This is a genomic window from Gluconacetobacter aggeris (assembly GCF_014174395.1).
In the GTDB taxonomy this organism is placed as follows: Bacteria; Pseudomonadota; Alphaproteobacteria; order Acetobacterales; family Acetobacteraceae; genus Gluconacetobacter; species Gluconacetobacter aggeris.
Map to the genome: position 1 here is coordinate 381,130 of NZ_JABEQD010000002.1, position 15,919 is coordinate 397,048.

The following is a 15,919-nucleotide window of genomic DNA, read 5'->3' on the forward strand; positions in this document are numbered from 1 at the left end:
GCCTCAGTTATCGTCGAGGAACGAGCGCAGCTTGCGGCTGCGGCTGGGGTGCTTGAGCTTGCGCAGCGCCTTGGCCTCGATCTGGCGGATACGCTCGCGCGTCACGTTGAACTGCTGGCCGACCTCTTCCAGCGTATGGTCGGTGTTCATGCCGATGCCGAAGCGCATGCGCAGCACGCGCTCCTCGCGCGGCGTCAGCGAGGACAGCACCCGCGTCGTGGCCTCGCGCAGGTTGGTCTGGATCGCGGCATCCAGCGGAATGACGGCCGTCTTGTCCTCGATGAAGTCGCCCAGATGGCTGTCTTCCTCGTCGCCGATCGGCGTTTCCAGCGAGATCGGTTCCTTGGCGATCTTCAGGACCTTGCGCACCTTCTCCAGCGGCATGCCCAGCTTTTCCGCCAGTTCCTCGGGCGCCGGCTCGCGGCCGATCTCATGCAGCATCTGGCGCGAGGTCCGGACCAGCTTGTTGATCGTCTCGATCATATGCACCGGGATACGGATGGTCCGCGCCTGGTCGGCGATCGAGCGCGTGATCGCCTGCCGGATCCACCAGGTGGCATAGGTCGAGAATTTATAGCCGCGACGGTACTCGAACTTATCCACAGCCTTCATCAGGCCGATATTGCCCTCCTGGATCAGGTCCAGGAACTGCAACCCGCGATTGGTGTATTTCTTGGCGATCGAGATCACCAGGCGCAGGTTCGCCTCGATCATCTCCTTCTTCGCCCGGGCCGAGTCCCGCTCACCGCGCGAGATGGTGGCATAGACGCGGCGGAACTCGCCCACCGGCAGGCCGGTTTCCTGCGACAGCGCGGCCACCTGGCCGCGCAGTTCCAGCACGGTCACGGTGTGCTTGGCGACGAAGTTCTTCCAGCTCTTGCCCGGCAGGGCGGACACCATGTCCATCCAGCCCGGGTCCAGCTCGCTGCCGCGATATTTGATCAGGAAGTCCTCGCGCGAGACCTTGGTGCTCTCGGCCAGGCGCAGCATCCGCCCTTCCAGCCCGTTCAGCCGCTGGAAGATCTCCTTCATGTGCTGCACCAGATACTCGATCCGGGTATTGTGCAGATGCACCTGCTGCACCTTGCCGACCAGCTCCTCGCGCAGCTTCTCGTACGATTTCTCGGACTTGTCCGACATCTCGGCGCCCGAGGTCAGGGCCTCCAGCCGCTTGGACTGCAGTTTCTGCAGCCGCGAATAGAGTTCCTCGATCTCCTCGAACTGCGCCAGGATCTCCGGCTTCAGCTTCTCTTCCAGCGCCGAGAGGGACAGGCCGGCACTGTCGCCTTCCTCCCCTTCCTCATTCTCGGCCGGCGCCTCGAAGGCGCCGTCTTCCTGCGACGGCTCGACGCCCTCTTCCTCGGCGCCGCCCGACTGCATGGCCTCCAGGTCCACGATGTCGCGCAGCAGCATTTCGCCGGCCTTCAGCCGCTCATGCCACGAGATGATGGCGCTGAAAGTCAGCGGACTTTCGCACAGCCCGCCGATCATCTCGTCGCGGCCGGCCTCGATCCGCTTGGCGATGGCAATTTCGCCCTCGCGCGACAGCAGTTCGACCGAACCCATCTCGCGCAGGTACATCCGCACCGGATCGTCGGTACGGCCCAGGCTCTCAGTGTCGACGTTGCCGCTGCCGGATTCCTCCTCGGCCTCGGCTTCCTCGGCCTTTTCCTCGCGGTTCGCCTCGCTGTCGTCGTTATCCTCGTTCTCGACGACCTGGATGCCCATTTCCGACAGCACCGCCATCACGTCCTCGATCTGTTCCGAGGACATCTGGTCCTGCGGCAGGACGGCGTTCAGTTCGTCGAAGGTGATATACCCCCGCTCCTTCCCGCGGGCGATCAGCCTCTTGACAGCTCCGGATTGCGTATCCAGCAGAGTGGTGTCGTTATCCTGGTCGCCAGCAGTCGCTTCCGAACCCGCGGCTGTCTTTGTAGCCATCGCCTGCCCTATCCCTAAGCGCTAACCCGCCGCCACGCTTTCGCCGCGCCACGGCATCGCCGGCCCTGCCCCCTATCCGGTCCCACCATAGCGCGTGGGATGCAAACCTCCGGATACGAAACGGCCATTCTATCGCATCTGACAAATTACAAGTGGTGTGCAGGTGGTCGATTCACCCGCCAAAGTCAAGGCCCGGCATGTTTCAGGCCATGCAACGTCATCCATCGTCGGAGGACATTTCCCCCCGCCGCAGGGTCTCCCAGGCCAGCAGCCGGGGGCGCAGACTGGCCCACGCCCGCTCGTCCAGCGTGCCGGCACACATCCGTTCGGTATCCATCCGCAGATCCTCGCCGAACTGGCGGACATTCATCAGCGCATAGAAATGCCACCATTCCTGCGCCACATCGACCGCCATCAGGTCGTCCGGCGCGGTCAGCGCCATCGGCAGCGGCCGGGCCGACAGCACGGCGGTCCGTTCCTCCGTCAGACCGGCCTCGTCCAGCCACGCCCCCAACGCCCCGGCATCCATCACCCCCCCTTCCGAGGCCGCATCCATCAGCCCCGCCCGGACCCGGCCCAGCGCCGGCGGCAGGTCCAGCCGGCAATAGGCATCCTCGACCTCAGGCAGCAGCGCGGGATGACGCAGCAGGATCGCGGTCAGAATCCGCATGCGCTCCTCCGTCGCCGCCAGGGCATCGAACGGCGCCGCAGCCACCGACGCGACGGAGGGCCGGACCGCCCCCTCACGTCGCGCTCCGCCACCCGGCCGGCGCCGAAAGGTCTCGAAGAACCGGTCGATCAGGGTCGAACGATATTCCGCGGCCAGCCCCTTGTCGGCAATCATCGCCGCCGCGTCGGTCAGCCGCCGGCGCAACGCCGCCCGCTGCTCGGGCCCCGGATCGCGCACCCCCTGGGTCAGCAATTCGAACAGGACCGCACTCAGCGGCCGTGCGCCTTCCACCAGGGAAGCAACCGCCCCGGTGCCCCGCGCGCGCAGCAGGCTGTCGGGGTCCTCCCCCTCGGGCAAGGCGCAAAACCGGACCGTCCGCTCGATCGACAGCAGCGGCAGCGCCGTCTCGGCCGCCTTCACCGCCGCGCGCTGCCCGGCCGCGTCCCCGTCGAAACACAGGATCGGCGCCGGCGCCAGACGCCACAACGCCTCCATCTGCTCGGACGTCAGCGCGGTACCCAACGGGGCCACCGCACCCGGAAACCCGGCCTGGTGCAGGGCAATGACGTCCATATACCCCTCGACCACCAGCAACTCGACCGGCGGCGCCCCACGCGGCCGCGCCATCCGCAGGGCACTGCGCGCACGATCCATGCCGAACAGCACCCGCCGCTTGGAGAACAGCTCGGTTTCCGGCCCGTTGAGATATTTCGGCTGCCCATCCCCCAGGATGCGCCCGCCGAACGACACCAGCATCCCCTTGCGGTCCCGGATCGGAAAGGTGACGCGGTTGAAGAACAGCTCGCCCTTCGGCCGCCCCTCCTCGTCCACCCGCATCAGCCCGGCCCTGACCAGCAGGTCCTGCGTCACCCCCTTCGGGCGCAGTTCCTCCAGCAGACCACCCCTGCCATCGCCCGACCAGCCCAGCCCGAACCCGGCAATCGTCTCGTCGGACAGGCCGCGCCCGCGCAGATAGGCCAGCCCGCCCCGCCCTTCCGGCGCATGCAGCCGCCGCACCCAGGCGGCCTGGACCAGTTCCAGCACTTCCGCCAGATCGCGGATACGCTGCTCGCTCTCGCGCTGCTGGGGGCTGGCACGCGGTACCTCCAGCCCCGCCTCGGCCGCCAGCTCGGCAACCACTTCGGGAAAGCCCCGCCCCTCGCTCTGCATCACGAACGTGATCACATCGCCATGCGCGCCACATCCGAAACAATGGAAATGGTCGTCATAGACATAGAAGGACGGCGTCTTTTCACCATGGAAGGGGCAGCACGCCTTCCAGTTCCGCCCCGAACGGATCAGCCGGGTCCGCCGCCCGATCACGGCGGCGATCGGCGTGCGGGCCCGAAGCTCTTCCAGAAAGGCGGGGTCGAGCGCCACCGCGTCAGGCAGACAGCAGCGACTTGACCATGCCACTGGCCTGGCCGGCATCCAGCGCCGCGCCGAAGCGCGCCTTCAGCGCCGCCATCACCTTGCCCATATCCTTCATCGACGCGGCCCCGAGTTCGGCAATCGCCTCACGCGCGGCGGCCTCCAGCGTCGCCGCATCCAGCTCGGCGGGCAGATAGGCGCGGATGATCGCGATCTCGGCCTCTTCCTTCTCGGCCAGCTCGGGCCGGCCACCCTGATGATACATCGTGGCCGACTCGGTCCGCGACTTGATCATCCCCCGCAGCATCGACACGATCTCGTCTTCCGACACCTCCGCCCCACGCGCGCGGGCGACGATATCGACGTCCTTCAGCTTCGCATTGACCATGCGCAGGGTCGCGACCTGCCCGCTCTGCCCGGCCTTCATCGCCGCCTTGAGGTCTTCCATGAAACGTGCGCGCAGGCTCATGATCCCGTACTCCTGATATGAAGCGCCCCGTCGCGCAGGGCGCCTCCGGTCAATATCCGGAAGTTTTTTCCCACCCAACGAAAAACGATCAGGGTGGGAATTTTCTTCCCAGCCTCGCGGGAGGCTGGTAGGAGATAACCCCGGAAGGAAGAATTCTCCATGCCGTCATCGATCGACCACATCATCGAACGTCTGGGCGGGGCCGACAATGCCGCCCGCCTGACCGGCGTCGGGACCGAGGCCATCCGCAAATGGCGTCAGGCCGGCGCGGTCCCGCCCAAGCACTGGACGGTGATCCTGCGCCATACCGGCCTCAGCCTTTCCGACCTGCAACCCGATAGCGTGCCCCCCGACAAAGCGTACGATGGACCGGAGACCCAGATGACCGAGCGCCAGGTTCCCGCCTCGCCCCCCGCCGCCATTCCCACGGGCGCCACCGCCGCCCTGGTGCTGGCCGACGGCACCATCCTGTGGGGGCGCGGCTTCGGCGCCCATACGCCGGCCACCGGCGCCGCCATCGGCGAACTGTGCTTCTCCACCGGCATGACCGGCTATCAGGAAACGCTGACCGACCCGTCCTTCGCCGGCCAGATCATCACCTTCACCTTCCCGCATATCGGCAATGTCGGCACCAACGCAGCCGATGACGAAGCCGCCCGCGTCGCGGCCCGCGGCCTGGTCGTGAAGCAGGACCTGACCGAACCCGCCAACTGGCGCGCCACGCAGGACCTCGACGGCTGGCTGAAGGCGCGCAACGTGCCTGGCATCTGCGGCGTCGATACCCGCGCCATCACGCTGCGCATCCGCGATGGCGGCCCGCAGACCGCCATCCTGGCCTACCCGGCCGACGGCGCCTTCGACCTCGACGCGCTCCGCGCGCAGGCCGCCGCCTGGCCCGGCCTGGAAGGCATGGACCTGGCGCGCGACGTCACCTGCGCCAAGGCCTATGGCTGGGACGAAGGCGTGTGGACCTGGCCCGGCGACACCCTCCCGCTGCCCCTGAAGCGCCGCCGCGTCGTCGCCGTCGATTACGGCGCCAAGCGCAACATCCTGCGCTGCCTGGCCAATGCGGGCTGCGACGTCACGGTCGTGCCCGCCACCGCCACGGCGGAAGAGATCCTGGCCCTCGACCCCGCCGGCGTGTTCCTCTCGAACGGCCCCGGCGACCCGGCCGCAACCGCCGAATACGCGGTGCCCGCGATCCGCGGCGTGCTGGAGGCCGGCAAGCCCGTCTTCGGCATCTGCCTCGGGCACCAGTTGCTGGCCCAGGCGCTGGGTGCCCGCACCTACAAGCTGGCGCGCGGCCATCGCGGCGCCAACCAGCCGGTCAAGGACCTCGGCACCGGCAAGGTCGAGATCACCAGCCAGAATCACGGCTTCGCGGTGGACGAATCCAGCCTGCCCGAAGACGTCCGCGTCACGCACAGCAGCCTGTTCGACGGCTCGAACGAAGGCATCGCCTCCACGCGCTACGCCGCCTTTTCGGTCCAGTACCACCCCGAGGCCAGCCCCGGCCCGTCGGACAGCCATTACCTGTTCGACCGCTTCGTCGCCCTGATCGACCGCACCAATCAGCCCGCCTGAAAGTCGCGCCCCCATGCCCAAACGGACAGACATACGCTCGATCCTGATCATCGGCGCCGGCCCGATCGTCATCGGCCAGGCCTGTGAATTCGACTATTCCGGCGCCCAGGCCTGCAAGGCCCTGCGCGAGGAAGGCTATCGGGTCATCCTGGTCAACTCCAACCCGGCCACGATCATGACCGATCCCGGCTTGGCGGACGCCACCTATATCGAACCGATCACCCCCGAATTCGTCGAACGCATCATCCTGCGCGAGAAGCCCGACGCGGTGCTGCCCACCATGGGCGGCCAGACGGCGCTCAACACCGCGATGGCGCTCGACAAGTCGGGCTTCCTCAAGAAGCACGGCGTGGAACTGATCGGCGCGGACGCCGAGGTGATCGACCGCGCCGAAGACCGGCAGAAATTCCGCGAGGCGATGGATGCGATCGGTATCGAAAGCCCCCGCAGCACCATCGCCCACACGCTCGACGAAGCCCGCGCGGCGCTGGAGGATGTCGGCCTGCCGGCGGTCATCCGTCCCTCCTTCACCATGGGCGGCTCGGGCGGCGGCATCGCCTATAACCGCGAGGAATTCGACCAGATCGTCGCCTCGGGCCTCGACGCCTCCCCCACCACCGAAGTCCTGATCGAGGAATCGGTACTAGGCTGGAAGGAGTTCGAGATGGAAGTCGTCCGCGACCGCGCGGACAATTGCATCATCGTCTGCTCGATCGAGAATATCGACCCGATGGGCGTGCATACCGGCGACTCCATCACCGTCGCCCCGGCGCTGACCCTGACGGACAAGGAATACCAGCGCATGCGCGACGCATCGCTGGCCTGCCTGCGGGCCATCGGTGTCGAGACCGGCGGTTCGAACGTCCAGTTCGGCGTCAACCCGGCCGACGGGCGCATGGTGGTCATCGAGATGAACCCCCGCGTCTCGCGCTCCTCCGCCCTGGCATCGAAGGCCACCGGCTTCCCGATCGCCAAGATCGCGGCCAAGCTCGCGGTCGGCTACACGCTGGACGAACTGGCCAACGACATCACCGGCTCCACCCCCGCCTCGTTCGAGCCGACCATCGATTACGTCGTGGTCAAGATCCCGCGCTTCACCTTCGAGAAATTCCCGGGCACCCCGGCCCTGCTCTCCACCAGCATGAAATCGGTGGGCGAGGCGATGGCCATCGGCCGTTCCTTCCCCGAGGCCCTGCAAAAGGGCCTGCGCTCGATGGAAACCGGCCTGGCCGGGCTGGACCCGGTGGAAGCCCCCGGCGACGGCGGTCCCGACGCCTTCCGCGCCGCGCTGTCGCAGCCCCGGCCGGAACGGATTCTCATGGCCGCCCAGGCCCTGCGCGCCGGGCTGAGCATCGAGGACATCCACGCCGCCTGCAAGTTCGAGCCCTGGTTCCTGCGCGAACTGGCCAGGATCGTGGCGGCCGAACACGGCGTGATCCGCGACGGCCTGCCGCGCGACGCCCAGGACATGCGCCGGCTCAAGGCGATGGGCTTCTCCGACGTCCAGCTCGGCCGCCTCTCCGGCACCGCGGCGGCCGAGATCGCGGCCCTGCGCACCCGCCTGGCGGTCACGCCGGTCTACAAGCGCATCGACACCTGCGCCGGCGAATTCGCCTCCAGCACGCCCTACATGTACTCGACCTATGAAGGCGGGTTCGGCACGCCGGAATGCGAAAGCCGCCCCACCGACCGGCAGAAGGTCGTGATCCTCGGCGGCGGCCCCAACCGCATCGGCCAGGGCATCGAATTCGACTATTGCTGCGTCCACGCCGCCTATGCGCTGCGCGAGGCCGGGTTCGAGACCATCATGGTCAACTGCAACCCCGAAACCGTGTCGACCGACTACGACACCTCGGACCGGCTGTATTTCGAGCCCCTGACCGCCGAGGACGTGATCGCCCTGATCCGCCGCGAGCAGGAAAGCGGCACCGTGCTGGGCTGCATCGTGCAGTATGGCGGCCAGACGCCGCTGAAACTGTCCCACGCCCTGGAAGCCGCCGGCATTCCGCTCCTGGGCACGCCCGCCGACGCGATCGACCGCGCCGAGGACCGCGAGCGGTTCCAGGCCATGCTGCACCGGCTGGGCCTGCGCCAGCCCGCCAACGGCATCGCCCGCACTCCGGCCGAGGCCGAGGACGTGGCCGAGCGCATCGGCTACCCGGTGGTCATCCGCCCGTCCTACGTGCTGGGCGGCCGCGCGATGGAAATCGTCCATGACCGCGCCAGCCTGCAACGCTACATGCGCGTGGCCCTGCAACTGGCCGGCCAGGACATCGCCTCCGGCCCGGTGCTGATCGACCGCTACCTCAACGACGCGATCGAGGCCGACGTGGACTGCATCGCCGACGGGCAGGACGTCTACGTCGCCGGCGTCATGGAGCATATCGAGGAAGCCGGCATCCATTCCGGCGACAGCGCCTGCTCGCTCCCGCCCTATACGCTCTCCCCGGCCATCGTCACCGAACTGAAGGCCCAGACCGAGGCGATGGCCCGCGAACTGGGCATCGTCGGGCTGATGAACGTCCAGTACGCGATCAAGGACCAGGAGATCTTCGTCCTGGAGGTCAACCCCCGCGCCTCGCGCACCGTGCCCTTCGTCGCCAAGGCGACGGGCGTGCCGGTGGCCAAGATCGGCGCGCGGGTCATGGCCGGCGCCAGGCTGGCGGAATTCCGCCTGGACGACCGCGCGGTGGCCCCGCATGTCGCGGTCAAGGAAGCCGTCTTCCCTTTCAACCGTTTCCCGAACGTGGACACGATCCTGGGTCCCGAGATGCGCTCGACCGGCGAGGTGATGGGCCTGGACGCCTCGTTCGAGCGCGCCTTCGCCAAGTCGCAGCTCGCCGCCGGCGTGCGGCTGCCCCTGTCGGGCGCGGTCTTCCTGTCGGTGCGCCGCAGCGACAAGCCGACGGTGCCGGCGCTGGCCCGCCGCCTGGTCGACATGGGCTTCACCATCCTGGCCACCCGCGGCACCGCGCAGCACCTGCGCGAGGCCGGCATCGCCGTCCAGGTGGTGAACAAGGTGCTGGAAGGGCGGCCGAACTGCGTGGACGCCATCCGCTCGGGCGAGGTGCAGATGATCATCAACACCGCCCATGGCGCGCAGTCGGTCGCGGACAGTTTCGACATCCGCCGTTCGGCCCTGATCTCGGGCATTCCCCACTTCACCACGATCGCCGGCGCACGGGCCGCCACGCACGCGATCGCGGCGATGCGGGAAGGACCGCTTGAAGTCGCGCCTCTTCAATCCTACTTTAACGGATCGTTCTGAGCGTACCATACCGACGCCGGGAACAGGGCAGCCTCCGCTGGCCCCGTTTCCGGCGCTGTCGGTCTTGTGGGATGCTCTTGTCGCAATTTGCCATGTCGGCCATCGGGCCGACCTTCACGCTGGGGACGCGCCTTGCAGAAATTTCCGATGACAGGCAAGGGCCTGCAACGGCTGGAAGATGAACTTCGCAAACTCAAGAGTGAAGAACGCCCGGCCGTGATCCGCGCGATCGCCGAGGCCCGCAGCCACGGCGACCTGTCGGAAAACGCCGAATATCATGCCGCACGCGAACGCCAGTCCTTCATCGAGGGTCGGATTCTCGAACTGGAAGAAATCGTCTCCTCGGCCGAGGTGATCGACCCCTCCACCCTGTCGGGCGACCAGGTGAAATTCGGCGCCCAGGTCAGCCTGGTGGACGAGGAAACCGACAAGGAAGCCACCTACCAGATCGTCGGCGTGCACGAGGCCGACATCAAGCAGGGCCTGCTGTCCATTTCCTCCCCGCTCGCCAAGTCGCTGATCGGCAAGAAGATCGGCGATTCGGTCTCGGTCCCCGCCCCCGGCGGCGACCGCACATACGAAATCCTGGCCGTCACCTACGGCTGAGGCTCCGCCGATGATCACGCTCGACGACCTCCGGGCCGCCGCCGCCCGGATCGAGGGGCGCGTCCTGCGCACGCCCACGGTCCCTTCGCACGCCTTGTCGAAGGCGACCGGCGCGGAGATCGTGCTGAAGCTGGACAATCTCCAGGCCGTGGGATCGTTCAAGGAGCGTGGCGCCGCCAACAAGCTGGCATTGCTGACGCCGGAGGAACGCAGCCGGGGCGTCATCACCGTCTCGGCCGGCAACCACGCGCAGGGCGTCGCCCGCCACGCCTCGCTGCTGGGAATCGACGCGGTCATCGTCATGCCGCGCTTCACCCCGGCCGCCAAGGTCACGCGCACCGCCGCCTGGGGGGCGCGCGTGGTGCTGGCAGGCAATAATTTCGCCGAAGCCACCGCCCATGCCGACGCGCTCTGCGCGGCGGAAGGGCGCGTCTTCGTCCACCCGTATGACGACCCGGCGGTCATGGCCGGCCAGGGCACCTTCGCGCTCGAACTGTTCGAGGATGCGGGGCCGCTGGATATCTTCGTCGGTCCCATCGGCGGCGGCGGCCTGCTCTCGGGCTGCGCCGTGGCCGCTTCCGCCCTGCGGCCCGAAATGGACATTATCGGCGTGCAGGTCGAGGCCTATTCCTCCCTGTCCGCCTTCCCCGGCGACGAGCTGATGCCGCCGGGCGGGGCCACGATCGCCGAGGGCATCGCGGTGCTGCAAATCGGCCGCCAGCCGCTGTCGGTCATCCGCGACCATGTCTCGCGCGTGCTGGTCGTGCCCGAGCGCGCGGTCGAAGACGCGATCACCCTGATGGCCGAAGGGGCCAAGCAGGTCAGCGAGGGCGCGGGCGCCGCCGCATTGGCGGCGGTGCTGACCTACCCCGAGCTGTTCCGCGGCAGGCGGGTCGCACTCCCCGTCACCGGCGGCAATATCGACAGCCGCATCCTGGCCAACACGCTGCTGCGCACGCTCCTGCGCGACGGGCGGCTGCTGTGCCTCAAGATGGATATCCCCGACCGGCCCGGCGTGCTGGCCGACATCTCCCGCACGATCGGCGACGCCGGCGGCAACATCATCGAGGTCTCGCACCAGCGCCTGTTCACCGCCGCCAGCGTCCAGGCGGCCGAGCTGGAAGTGATGATCGAGGCCCGCGACCCCCTCCACGCCCAGCAGATCATGGAAGAGCTGGCCAAGACCTACATCGTCCGCCGCGTCTGAGAGGCTGCTTTAAAAGCGCCTTTTAAAGCAGCCTCTGACGGTTGAGCACCCCTACGTCTCGTCGATGGTGAACCCGACCTTCAGCGTCACCTGGTAATGGCCGACCTGCCCGTTGACGACATGGCCGCGCGTATTCACCACCTCGAACCAGCGGATGGCATGCACACTGTCCGATGCACGCGACAGCGCGCTTGCGATCGCGGCCTCGATCGTATCGGGTGACGACCCCACCAGTTCGACCACCTTGTAGACATGTCCGGACATGATGTTCCTCCCTGTCCTGATGGAGGAACAACGATGCCCGCCTGTCGGGGTTCCGGCCGGATTACCTGGTGCCGAACAGCCGGTCCCCGGCATCGCCCAGGCCGGGCCGGATATAGCCATGGTCGTCCAGTTCGCGGTCGATCGCACAGGTGACGATCTTCACGTCCGGATGCGCCGCCGACAGAAACGCCACCCCTTCGGGCGCCGCCAGCAGGCAGACAAAGACCAGTTGCCGCACGCCCGCCGCCTTCAGCCGGTCGATCGCGGCGGACGCACTGTGCCCGGTCGCCAGCATCGGGTCGACGACGATGCAGAACCGCGCATCGATATCCTCGGGCAGCTTCATGTAATATTCGACCGGCTCCAGCGATTCCGGGTCGCGGAACAGGCCGATATGCCCCACCCGGGCCGCCGGCAGCAGGTCGAGCATGCCGTCCAGGATGCCGTTGCCGGCCCGCAGGATCGACACCAGGCAGAGCTTCTTGCCGGACAGCAGCCGCCCTTCCATGTGCTCCAGCGGCGTCTCGATCTCCACCGTCTCCAGCGGCAGTTCACGCGTCGCTTCATAGGCCATCAGCAGGCTGATCTCGCGCGTCAGGCGGCGGAAACCGGCGGTGGACGTGCTCGCCTGGCGCAGCCGGGTCAGCTTGTGCTGGACCAGCGGATGATCCAGCACCACCACGGGCGGGGACGGGGGGGTTATCGCATTCTCGCTCATAGTGCCCTTCTACGGCAGATCGTGGCGGAATCGAAAGGGCTACCCGCCCACTCAGGCGGCATCGGGCACAAAATTCAGCGCAAGCCCGTTGATGCAGTAGCGCAGCCCCGTCGGCCTCGGCCCGTCGGGAAAGAGATGCCCCAGATGCCCCTTGCAGGAGGCACAATGGATCTCGGTCCTGACCATTCCGTGACTGACATCGGTTCGGCTTTCCACCGCGTCGGGCAGCACGTCATAATAGGACGGCCAGCCGCTGCCGCTGTCATATTTGGTCTCCGAGCGGAACAGGGGCGTCCCGCAGGCCGCGCAACGATACAGCCCTGCCCGCTTTTCATGGTTCAGGGGGCTCGATCCCGGGCGCTCCGTTCCGTGGTCGCGCATCACCCGGATCTGCTCCGGCGTCAGCGGGCCGCAGCCGCTACCGCAGGCCGGTCCCTCCGTCGGGTCCGCTTCATTCGCTGTCATCACGCTTCCTCCATCCGGGGGGCGCCGACATCACCGGGGCCGGCCCCATTCCGGGCCATTCGCAATCCCGGCAATTGGTGCCATCATGGACGACAAAATAACGGGAGAGAATACCCATGGCCGACCAGACCCAGCTTCACCCCCGCCGTCCTGTCATGCTCGTCATCCTCGACGGGTTCGGCTGGCGCGAGGACATGGCCGACAACGCCGTGCGCGCGGCCTATACCCCCACCTTCGACCGCCTGTGGCAGGAGGGGCCCCGCGCCTTCCTCAAGACATGTGGCGAGGATGTCGGCCTTCCGGAAGGGCAGATGGGCAATTCCGAGGTCGGCCATCTCAATATCGGCGCCGGCCGCGTCGTCATGCAGGAACTGCCGCGCATCTTCGCCGCCATCCGTGACGGTAGCCTGGCAGCCAACCCGGCCCTGGCCGACCTGATCGCGGCCGTGAAGAAGACCGGCGGCACCTGCCACCTCATGGGCCTGGTCTCCGCCGGCGGCGTCCACTCCCACCAGGACCACGCCGTGGCCCTGGCGAAGATCCTCGCCGATAACGGCGTGCCGGTCGCCTTCCACATCTTTACCGACGGGCGCGACACCCCGCCCCATTCCGGCCGCGACTATGTCGCCCGCCTGATCGCCGACCTGCCGCCCACTGTCGCCATCGCCACCCTCTCGGGCCGCTATTTCGCCATGGACCGCGACCGCCGCTGGGACCGGGTGGAAAAAGCGTACGACGCCATCGTCTCGGCCCAGGGGCCCCACGGCGACGACCCGCTGGCGGTGCTCGAGGCTGCCTACAAGGCCGGCACCACCGACGAATTCCTGCCGCCAACCGTCCTCGGCGGCTATAAGGGCATGAAGGACGGCGACGCCGTCCTGTCCTTCAATTTCCGCGCCGACCGCATCCGCCAGCTTCTCGACGCGGTGCTGGAGAAGGACTTCCAGGGCTTCCCCCGCTCGCGCGTGGTCCATGTCTCCGCCGCCGTCGGCATGACCCGCTACAGCGACCGCCTGGCGGAGCTGATCGGCGTGCTGTTCCCGCCGCAATCGCTGGACGACCTGCTGGGCGACGTGGTCTCGAAGGCCGGCCTGCGCCAGCTCCGCATGGCCGAAACCGAGAAATACCCCCACGTCACCTATTTCCTCAACGGCGGCAAGGAAGGGGAACTGCCGGGCGAGGACCGGATCATGGTCCCCTCCCCCAAGGTCGCGACCTATGACCTCCAGCCGGAAATGTCCGCGCCCGAACTGACCGAAAAGGCCGTCCAGGCCATCAACAGCGGCACCTACGACCTCATCATCCTCAATTACGCAAACCCCGACATGGTCGGGCATACCGGAATCTTCAGCGCGGCGGTCAAGGCGATCGAGGCCGTGGACCGGGGGCTGAAGCAACTGGTCGAGGCCATCCACCGCCAGCGCGGCGCCATCCTGGTCACCGCCGATCACGGCAATGCGGAAACCATGTTCGACCCGGAAACCGGCGGCCCGCACACGGCCCACACGCTCAACGTGGTTCCGGTGGTACTGTCCGGCGTGCGCGAAGTGGAACTGCATGACGGCCGCCTGGCCGACCTCGCCCCCACCCTGCTGGCCCTGCTGGGCCTGCCGAAGCCGGAAGCGATGACGGGCAATTCGCTGATGGTCCCCAAACACGGCTTCTGAAATGTCTGCCCGTAAACGCGCGCTGGCGGCGATCCGACGCGCGTTTCCTGCGCTCCGATGCTCACGGCCCATATGGCCGCTCCGCTTCGGTGCTCGGAACCGCACGCCGGGCGTGGCCCCCTGGGCCGCTCTCGCCCACCAGCCCATGTTTCCGGACAGACATTCCCCACCAGCCCGCCAAAGCTCGGTGGCGGCGGTGGGGCTCATGGGCCTGCTCGCCGGGCTGGTCCCCGGCCCGTCCCACGCAGCCTCGTCCCACCCAACCCAGAACAGCCCGCATCACCAGGCCTCCCGGCATTCCAGCCAGGGCGCGGCCGCCGATAACGCAGCCGCCGCCGCGCGCCGCGCGGTGGCGCAGGCCCGCGCCGCCCAGCAGGCCCTGATCGCCCGCCAGCAGCTTCAGGCCCGCGACCTGGCGGCCCGCACCGCCGCCCGCGACGCCGCCCGCGCCCAGGCGCGCCAGGACGCCGCCCGGGCCGCCGCCCTGTCGGACGCGACGGTCGACGCCACCGCCCAGTTGCAGCAGACCGAACGGCAGACCGCCGAACTCGGCGATCGCGTCGCCGCCCTGCGCGCCGAACAGGACCGGCTCCGCACGGAGCTCGCGCGCGATTCGGCCTCCGTCACCCCAATGCTGCCGCTGGCGGCGCGGCTGGCGCGCTATCCGGCCGACACGCTGCTGGCCGCCCCGGTCCCGCCCGACCGCGCCATCGCCGGGTTGCTGGTCATCCAGGGCCTGTCCGCGCAGCTCGAACAACGGGCCGGCGCCATCCGCGCCCGCCGTGCCGTCCTGGCCGGGCTGGACGCCGACCTGGCGCGCGAGAGCGCGCGGCTGTCGGACCTCCAGCAGCAGCAGGCAGCCCAGCGCGACAGCGTCGCCCGGGCCGCCGAGGCTGCCCGCCAGGCCCAGCAGCGCTCGAACAGCGCCGCCACCCAGGCCGCCCGCCAGGTCGAGGACGCGACCCGCAGGGCCAGCAGCCTGCAAGACGCCGTCAACCGGATCGAGGCGCTGGAAAAAGCCGCCGAGGACCAGTTGGAACAGGCGGCCCAGGCCGCCGCCCGAGCCCACCGCGCCGACGAGGCCGCAGCGGCGCGCGCCCGAGCTGCCGCCATTGCCCAGGGGCCGGGCCCGGGGCTGAACGCCACCCCGCCCGGCACGCCGGCCGGGCGCGGCGCCCCCGTCGCGGGCACGATCGTCACCGCCTGGGGGGCCGCGACCGAGGCCGGACCGGCCACCGGCATCACCTACGCCCCACCCTCCGGCGCCGCCGTGCGCACCCCCTGCGCGGGCCAGGTCGATTTCGCGGGCGCGTTCCGCTCCTACGGCCAGATGGTCATCCTCAATTGCGGGCGCCATTATCGGTTCGTCATGGCGGGGCTGGGGGGCCTGGCCGTCTCGACCGGCCAGGCACTGGCCCGCGGCGCCCCGGTCGGCCGCATGCCGGACTGGAGCGGCCAGGGGCCCCGGCCGACCCTGTTCGTGCAGTTGCGGCACGGCGGCGGCGCGGTCGACCCCGCCCCGTTTCTATAGTCCCCTGCCCGGAGCCGGCCTGGAAATGTGGGCTGGTGAGCGAGAGTGCCGCGTAGCGGCACGCCCGTCGTGCGGTTCCGAGCACCGAAGCGGAGCGGCCTTATGGGCCGTGAGCATCGGAGCACAGGAGGCGCGCGTCGGATCGCCACCAGCGCGCA

General features: G+C 68.5%; 12 protein-coding genes. 6 read left to right on the forward strand and 6 right to left on the reverse strand.

Annotated features, from left to right (window positions below):
* Positions 1–3 precede the first annotated feature (3 nt).
* From rpoD to HLH36_RS04395, 3 genes are all read right to left on the reverse strand, one after another.
* Positions 4–1,941 (reverse strand): RNA polymerase sigma factor RpoD, encoded by a 1,938-nt coding sequence (rpoD, locus tag HLH36_RS04385; RefSeq protein WP_182985229.1) that lies wholly within the window; start codon positions 1,939–1,941, stop codon positions 4–6.
* 217 nt (positions 1,942–2,158) lie between these two features.
* Positions 2,159–3,991, reverse strand: a complete 1,833-nt coding sequence (dnaG, locus tag HLH36_RS04390; RefSeq protein WP_182985230.1) for a DNA primase — start codon at positions 3,989–3,991, stop codon at positions 2,159–2,161.
* A 4-nt stretch (positions 3,992–3,995) separates the two neighbouring features.
* Positions 3,996–4,451 (reverse strand): GatB/YqeY domain-containing protein, encoded by a 456-nt coding sequence (locus HLH36_RS04395; RefSeq protein WP_182985231.1) that lies wholly within the window; start codon positions 4,449–4,451, stop codon positions 3,996–3,998.
* A 159-nt stretch (positions 4,452–4,610) separates the two neighbouring features.
* Here HLH36_RS04395 and carA point away from each other — a divergent pair, with 159 nt between their 5' ends.
* From carA to HLH36_RS04415, 4 genes are all read left to right on the forward strand, one after another.
* On the forward strand, positions 4,611–6,035 hold the full coding sequence (carA, locus tag HLH36_RS04400) for a glutamine-hydrolyzing carbamoyl-phosphate synthase small subunit (RefSeq protein WP_182985232.1): 1,425 nt from the start codon (positions 4,611–4,613) through the stop codon (positions 6,033–6,035).
* Positions 6,036–6,048: 13 nt separating this feature from the next.
* Positions 6,049–9,303 carry a carbamoyl-phosphate synthase large subunit gene (gene carB, locus HLH36_RS04405; protein WP_182985233.1) on the forward strand — a complete coding sequence of 1,085 codons (3,255 nt, stop codon included), beginning with the start codon at positions 6,049–6,051 and terminating at the stop codon, positions 9,301–9,303.
* Between the two features lie 132 nt (positions 9,304–9,435).
* Positions 9,436–9,909: a transcription elongation factor GreA gene (greA, locus tag HLH36_RS04410; RefSeq protein WP_182947311.1), complete on the forward strand. Its 474-nt coding sequence runs from the start codon at positions 9,436–9,438 to the stop codon at positions 9,907–9,909.
* Between the two features lie 10 nt (positions 9,910–9,919).
* Positions 9,920–11,116 (forward strand): threonine ammonia-lyase, encoded by a 1,197-nt coding sequence (locus HLH36_RS04415; protein WP_182985234.1) that lies wholly within the window; start codon positions 9,920–9,922, stop codon positions 11,114–11,116.
* A gap of 51 nt (positions 11,117–11,167) precedes the next feature.
* Here HLH36_RS04415 and HLH36_RS04420 read toward each other — a convergent pair whose 3' ends face one another.
* The 3 genes from HLH36_RS04420 to msrB form a co-directional block, all read right to left on the reverse strand.
* On the reverse strand, positions 11,168–11,380 hold the full coding sequence (locus HLH36_RS04420) for a dodecin (protein WP_182978111.1): 213 nt from the start codon (positions 11,378–11,380) through the stop codon (positions 11,168–11,170).
* Between the two features lie 61 nt (positions 11,381–11,441).
* Positions 11,442–12,098: a uracil phosphoribosyltransferase gene (gene upp / locus HLH36_RS04425; protein WP_182964362.1), complete on the reverse strand. Its 657-nt coding sequence runs from the start codon at positions 12,096–12,098 to the stop codon at positions 11,442–11,444.
* Between the two features lie 51 nt (positions 12,099–12,149).
* Positions 12,150–12,563 (reverse strand): peptide-methionine (R)-S-oxide reductase MsrB, encoded by a 414-nt coding sequence (gene msrB, locus HLH36_RS04430; protein WP_182985235.1) that lies wholly within the window; start codon positions 12,561–12,563, stop codon positions 12,150–12,152.
* A 116-nt stretch (positions 12,564–12,679) separates the two neighbouring features.
* On the opposite strand from msrB, the gene gpmI reads away from it, so the two are divergent.
* Complete coding sequence (gene gpmI / locus HLH36_RS04435; RefSeq protein WP_182985236.1) at positions 12,680–14,230, forward strand: 2,3-bisphosphoglycerate-independent phosphoglycerate mutase; 1,551 nt, start codon at positions 12,680–12,682, stop codon at positions 14,228–14,230.
* A gap of 205 nt (positions 14,231–14,435) precedes the next feature.
* A complete protein-coding gene (locus HLH36_RS04440; protein ID WP_182985237.1) occupies positions 14,436–15,761 on the forward strand; it encodes a murein hydrolase activator EnvC family protein in 1,326 nt (441 codons plus the stop codon).
* Positions 15,762–15,919: the final 158 nt, after the last annotated feature.

What these genes read in the sequence shown, in the direction of transcription:
- rpoD (WP_182985229.1), bottom strand. Translation starts at nt 1,941, where the DNA reads ATGGCTACAAAGACAGCCGCGGGTTCGGAAGCGACTGCTGGCGACCAG.
- HLH36_RS04395 (WP_182985231.1), bottom strand. Translation starts at nt 4,451, where the DNA reads ATGAGCCTGCGCGCACGTTTCATGGAAGACCTCAAGGCGGCGATGAAG.
- carA (WP_182985232.1), top strand. Translation starts at nt 4,611, where the DNA reads ATGCCGTCATCGATCGACCACATCATCGAACGTCTGGGCGGGGCCGAC.
- carB (WP_182985233.1), top strand. Translation starts at nt 6,049, where the DNA reads ATGCCCAAACGGACAGACATACGCTCGATCCTGATCATCGGCGCCGGC.
- HLH36_RS04415 (WP_182985234.1), top strand. Translation starts at nt 9,920, where the DNA reads ATGATCACGCTCGACGACCTCCGGGCCGCCGCCGCCCGGATCGAGGGG.
- HLH36_RS04420 (WP_182978111.1), bottom strand. Translation starts at nt 11,380, where the DNA reads ATGTCCGGACATGTCTACAAGGTGGTCGAACTGGTGGGGTCGTCACCC.
- upp (WP_182964362.1), bottom strand. Translation starts at nt 12,098, where the DNA reads ATGAGCGAGAATGCGATAACCCCCCCGTCCCCGCCCGTGGTGGTGCTG.
- msrB (WP_182985235.1), bottom strand. Translation starts at nt 12,563, where the DNA reads ATGACAGCGAATGAAGCGGACCCGACGGAGGGACCGGCCTGCGGTAGC.
- gpmI (WP_182985236.1), top strand. Translation starts at nt 12,680, where the DNA reads ATGGCCGACCAGACCCAGCTTCACCCCCGCCGTCCTGTCATGCTCGTC.
- HLH36_RS04440 (WP_182985237.1), top strand. Translation starts at nt 14,436, where the DNA reads ATGGGCCTGCTCGCCGGGCTGGTCCCCGGCCCGTCCCACGCAGCCTCG.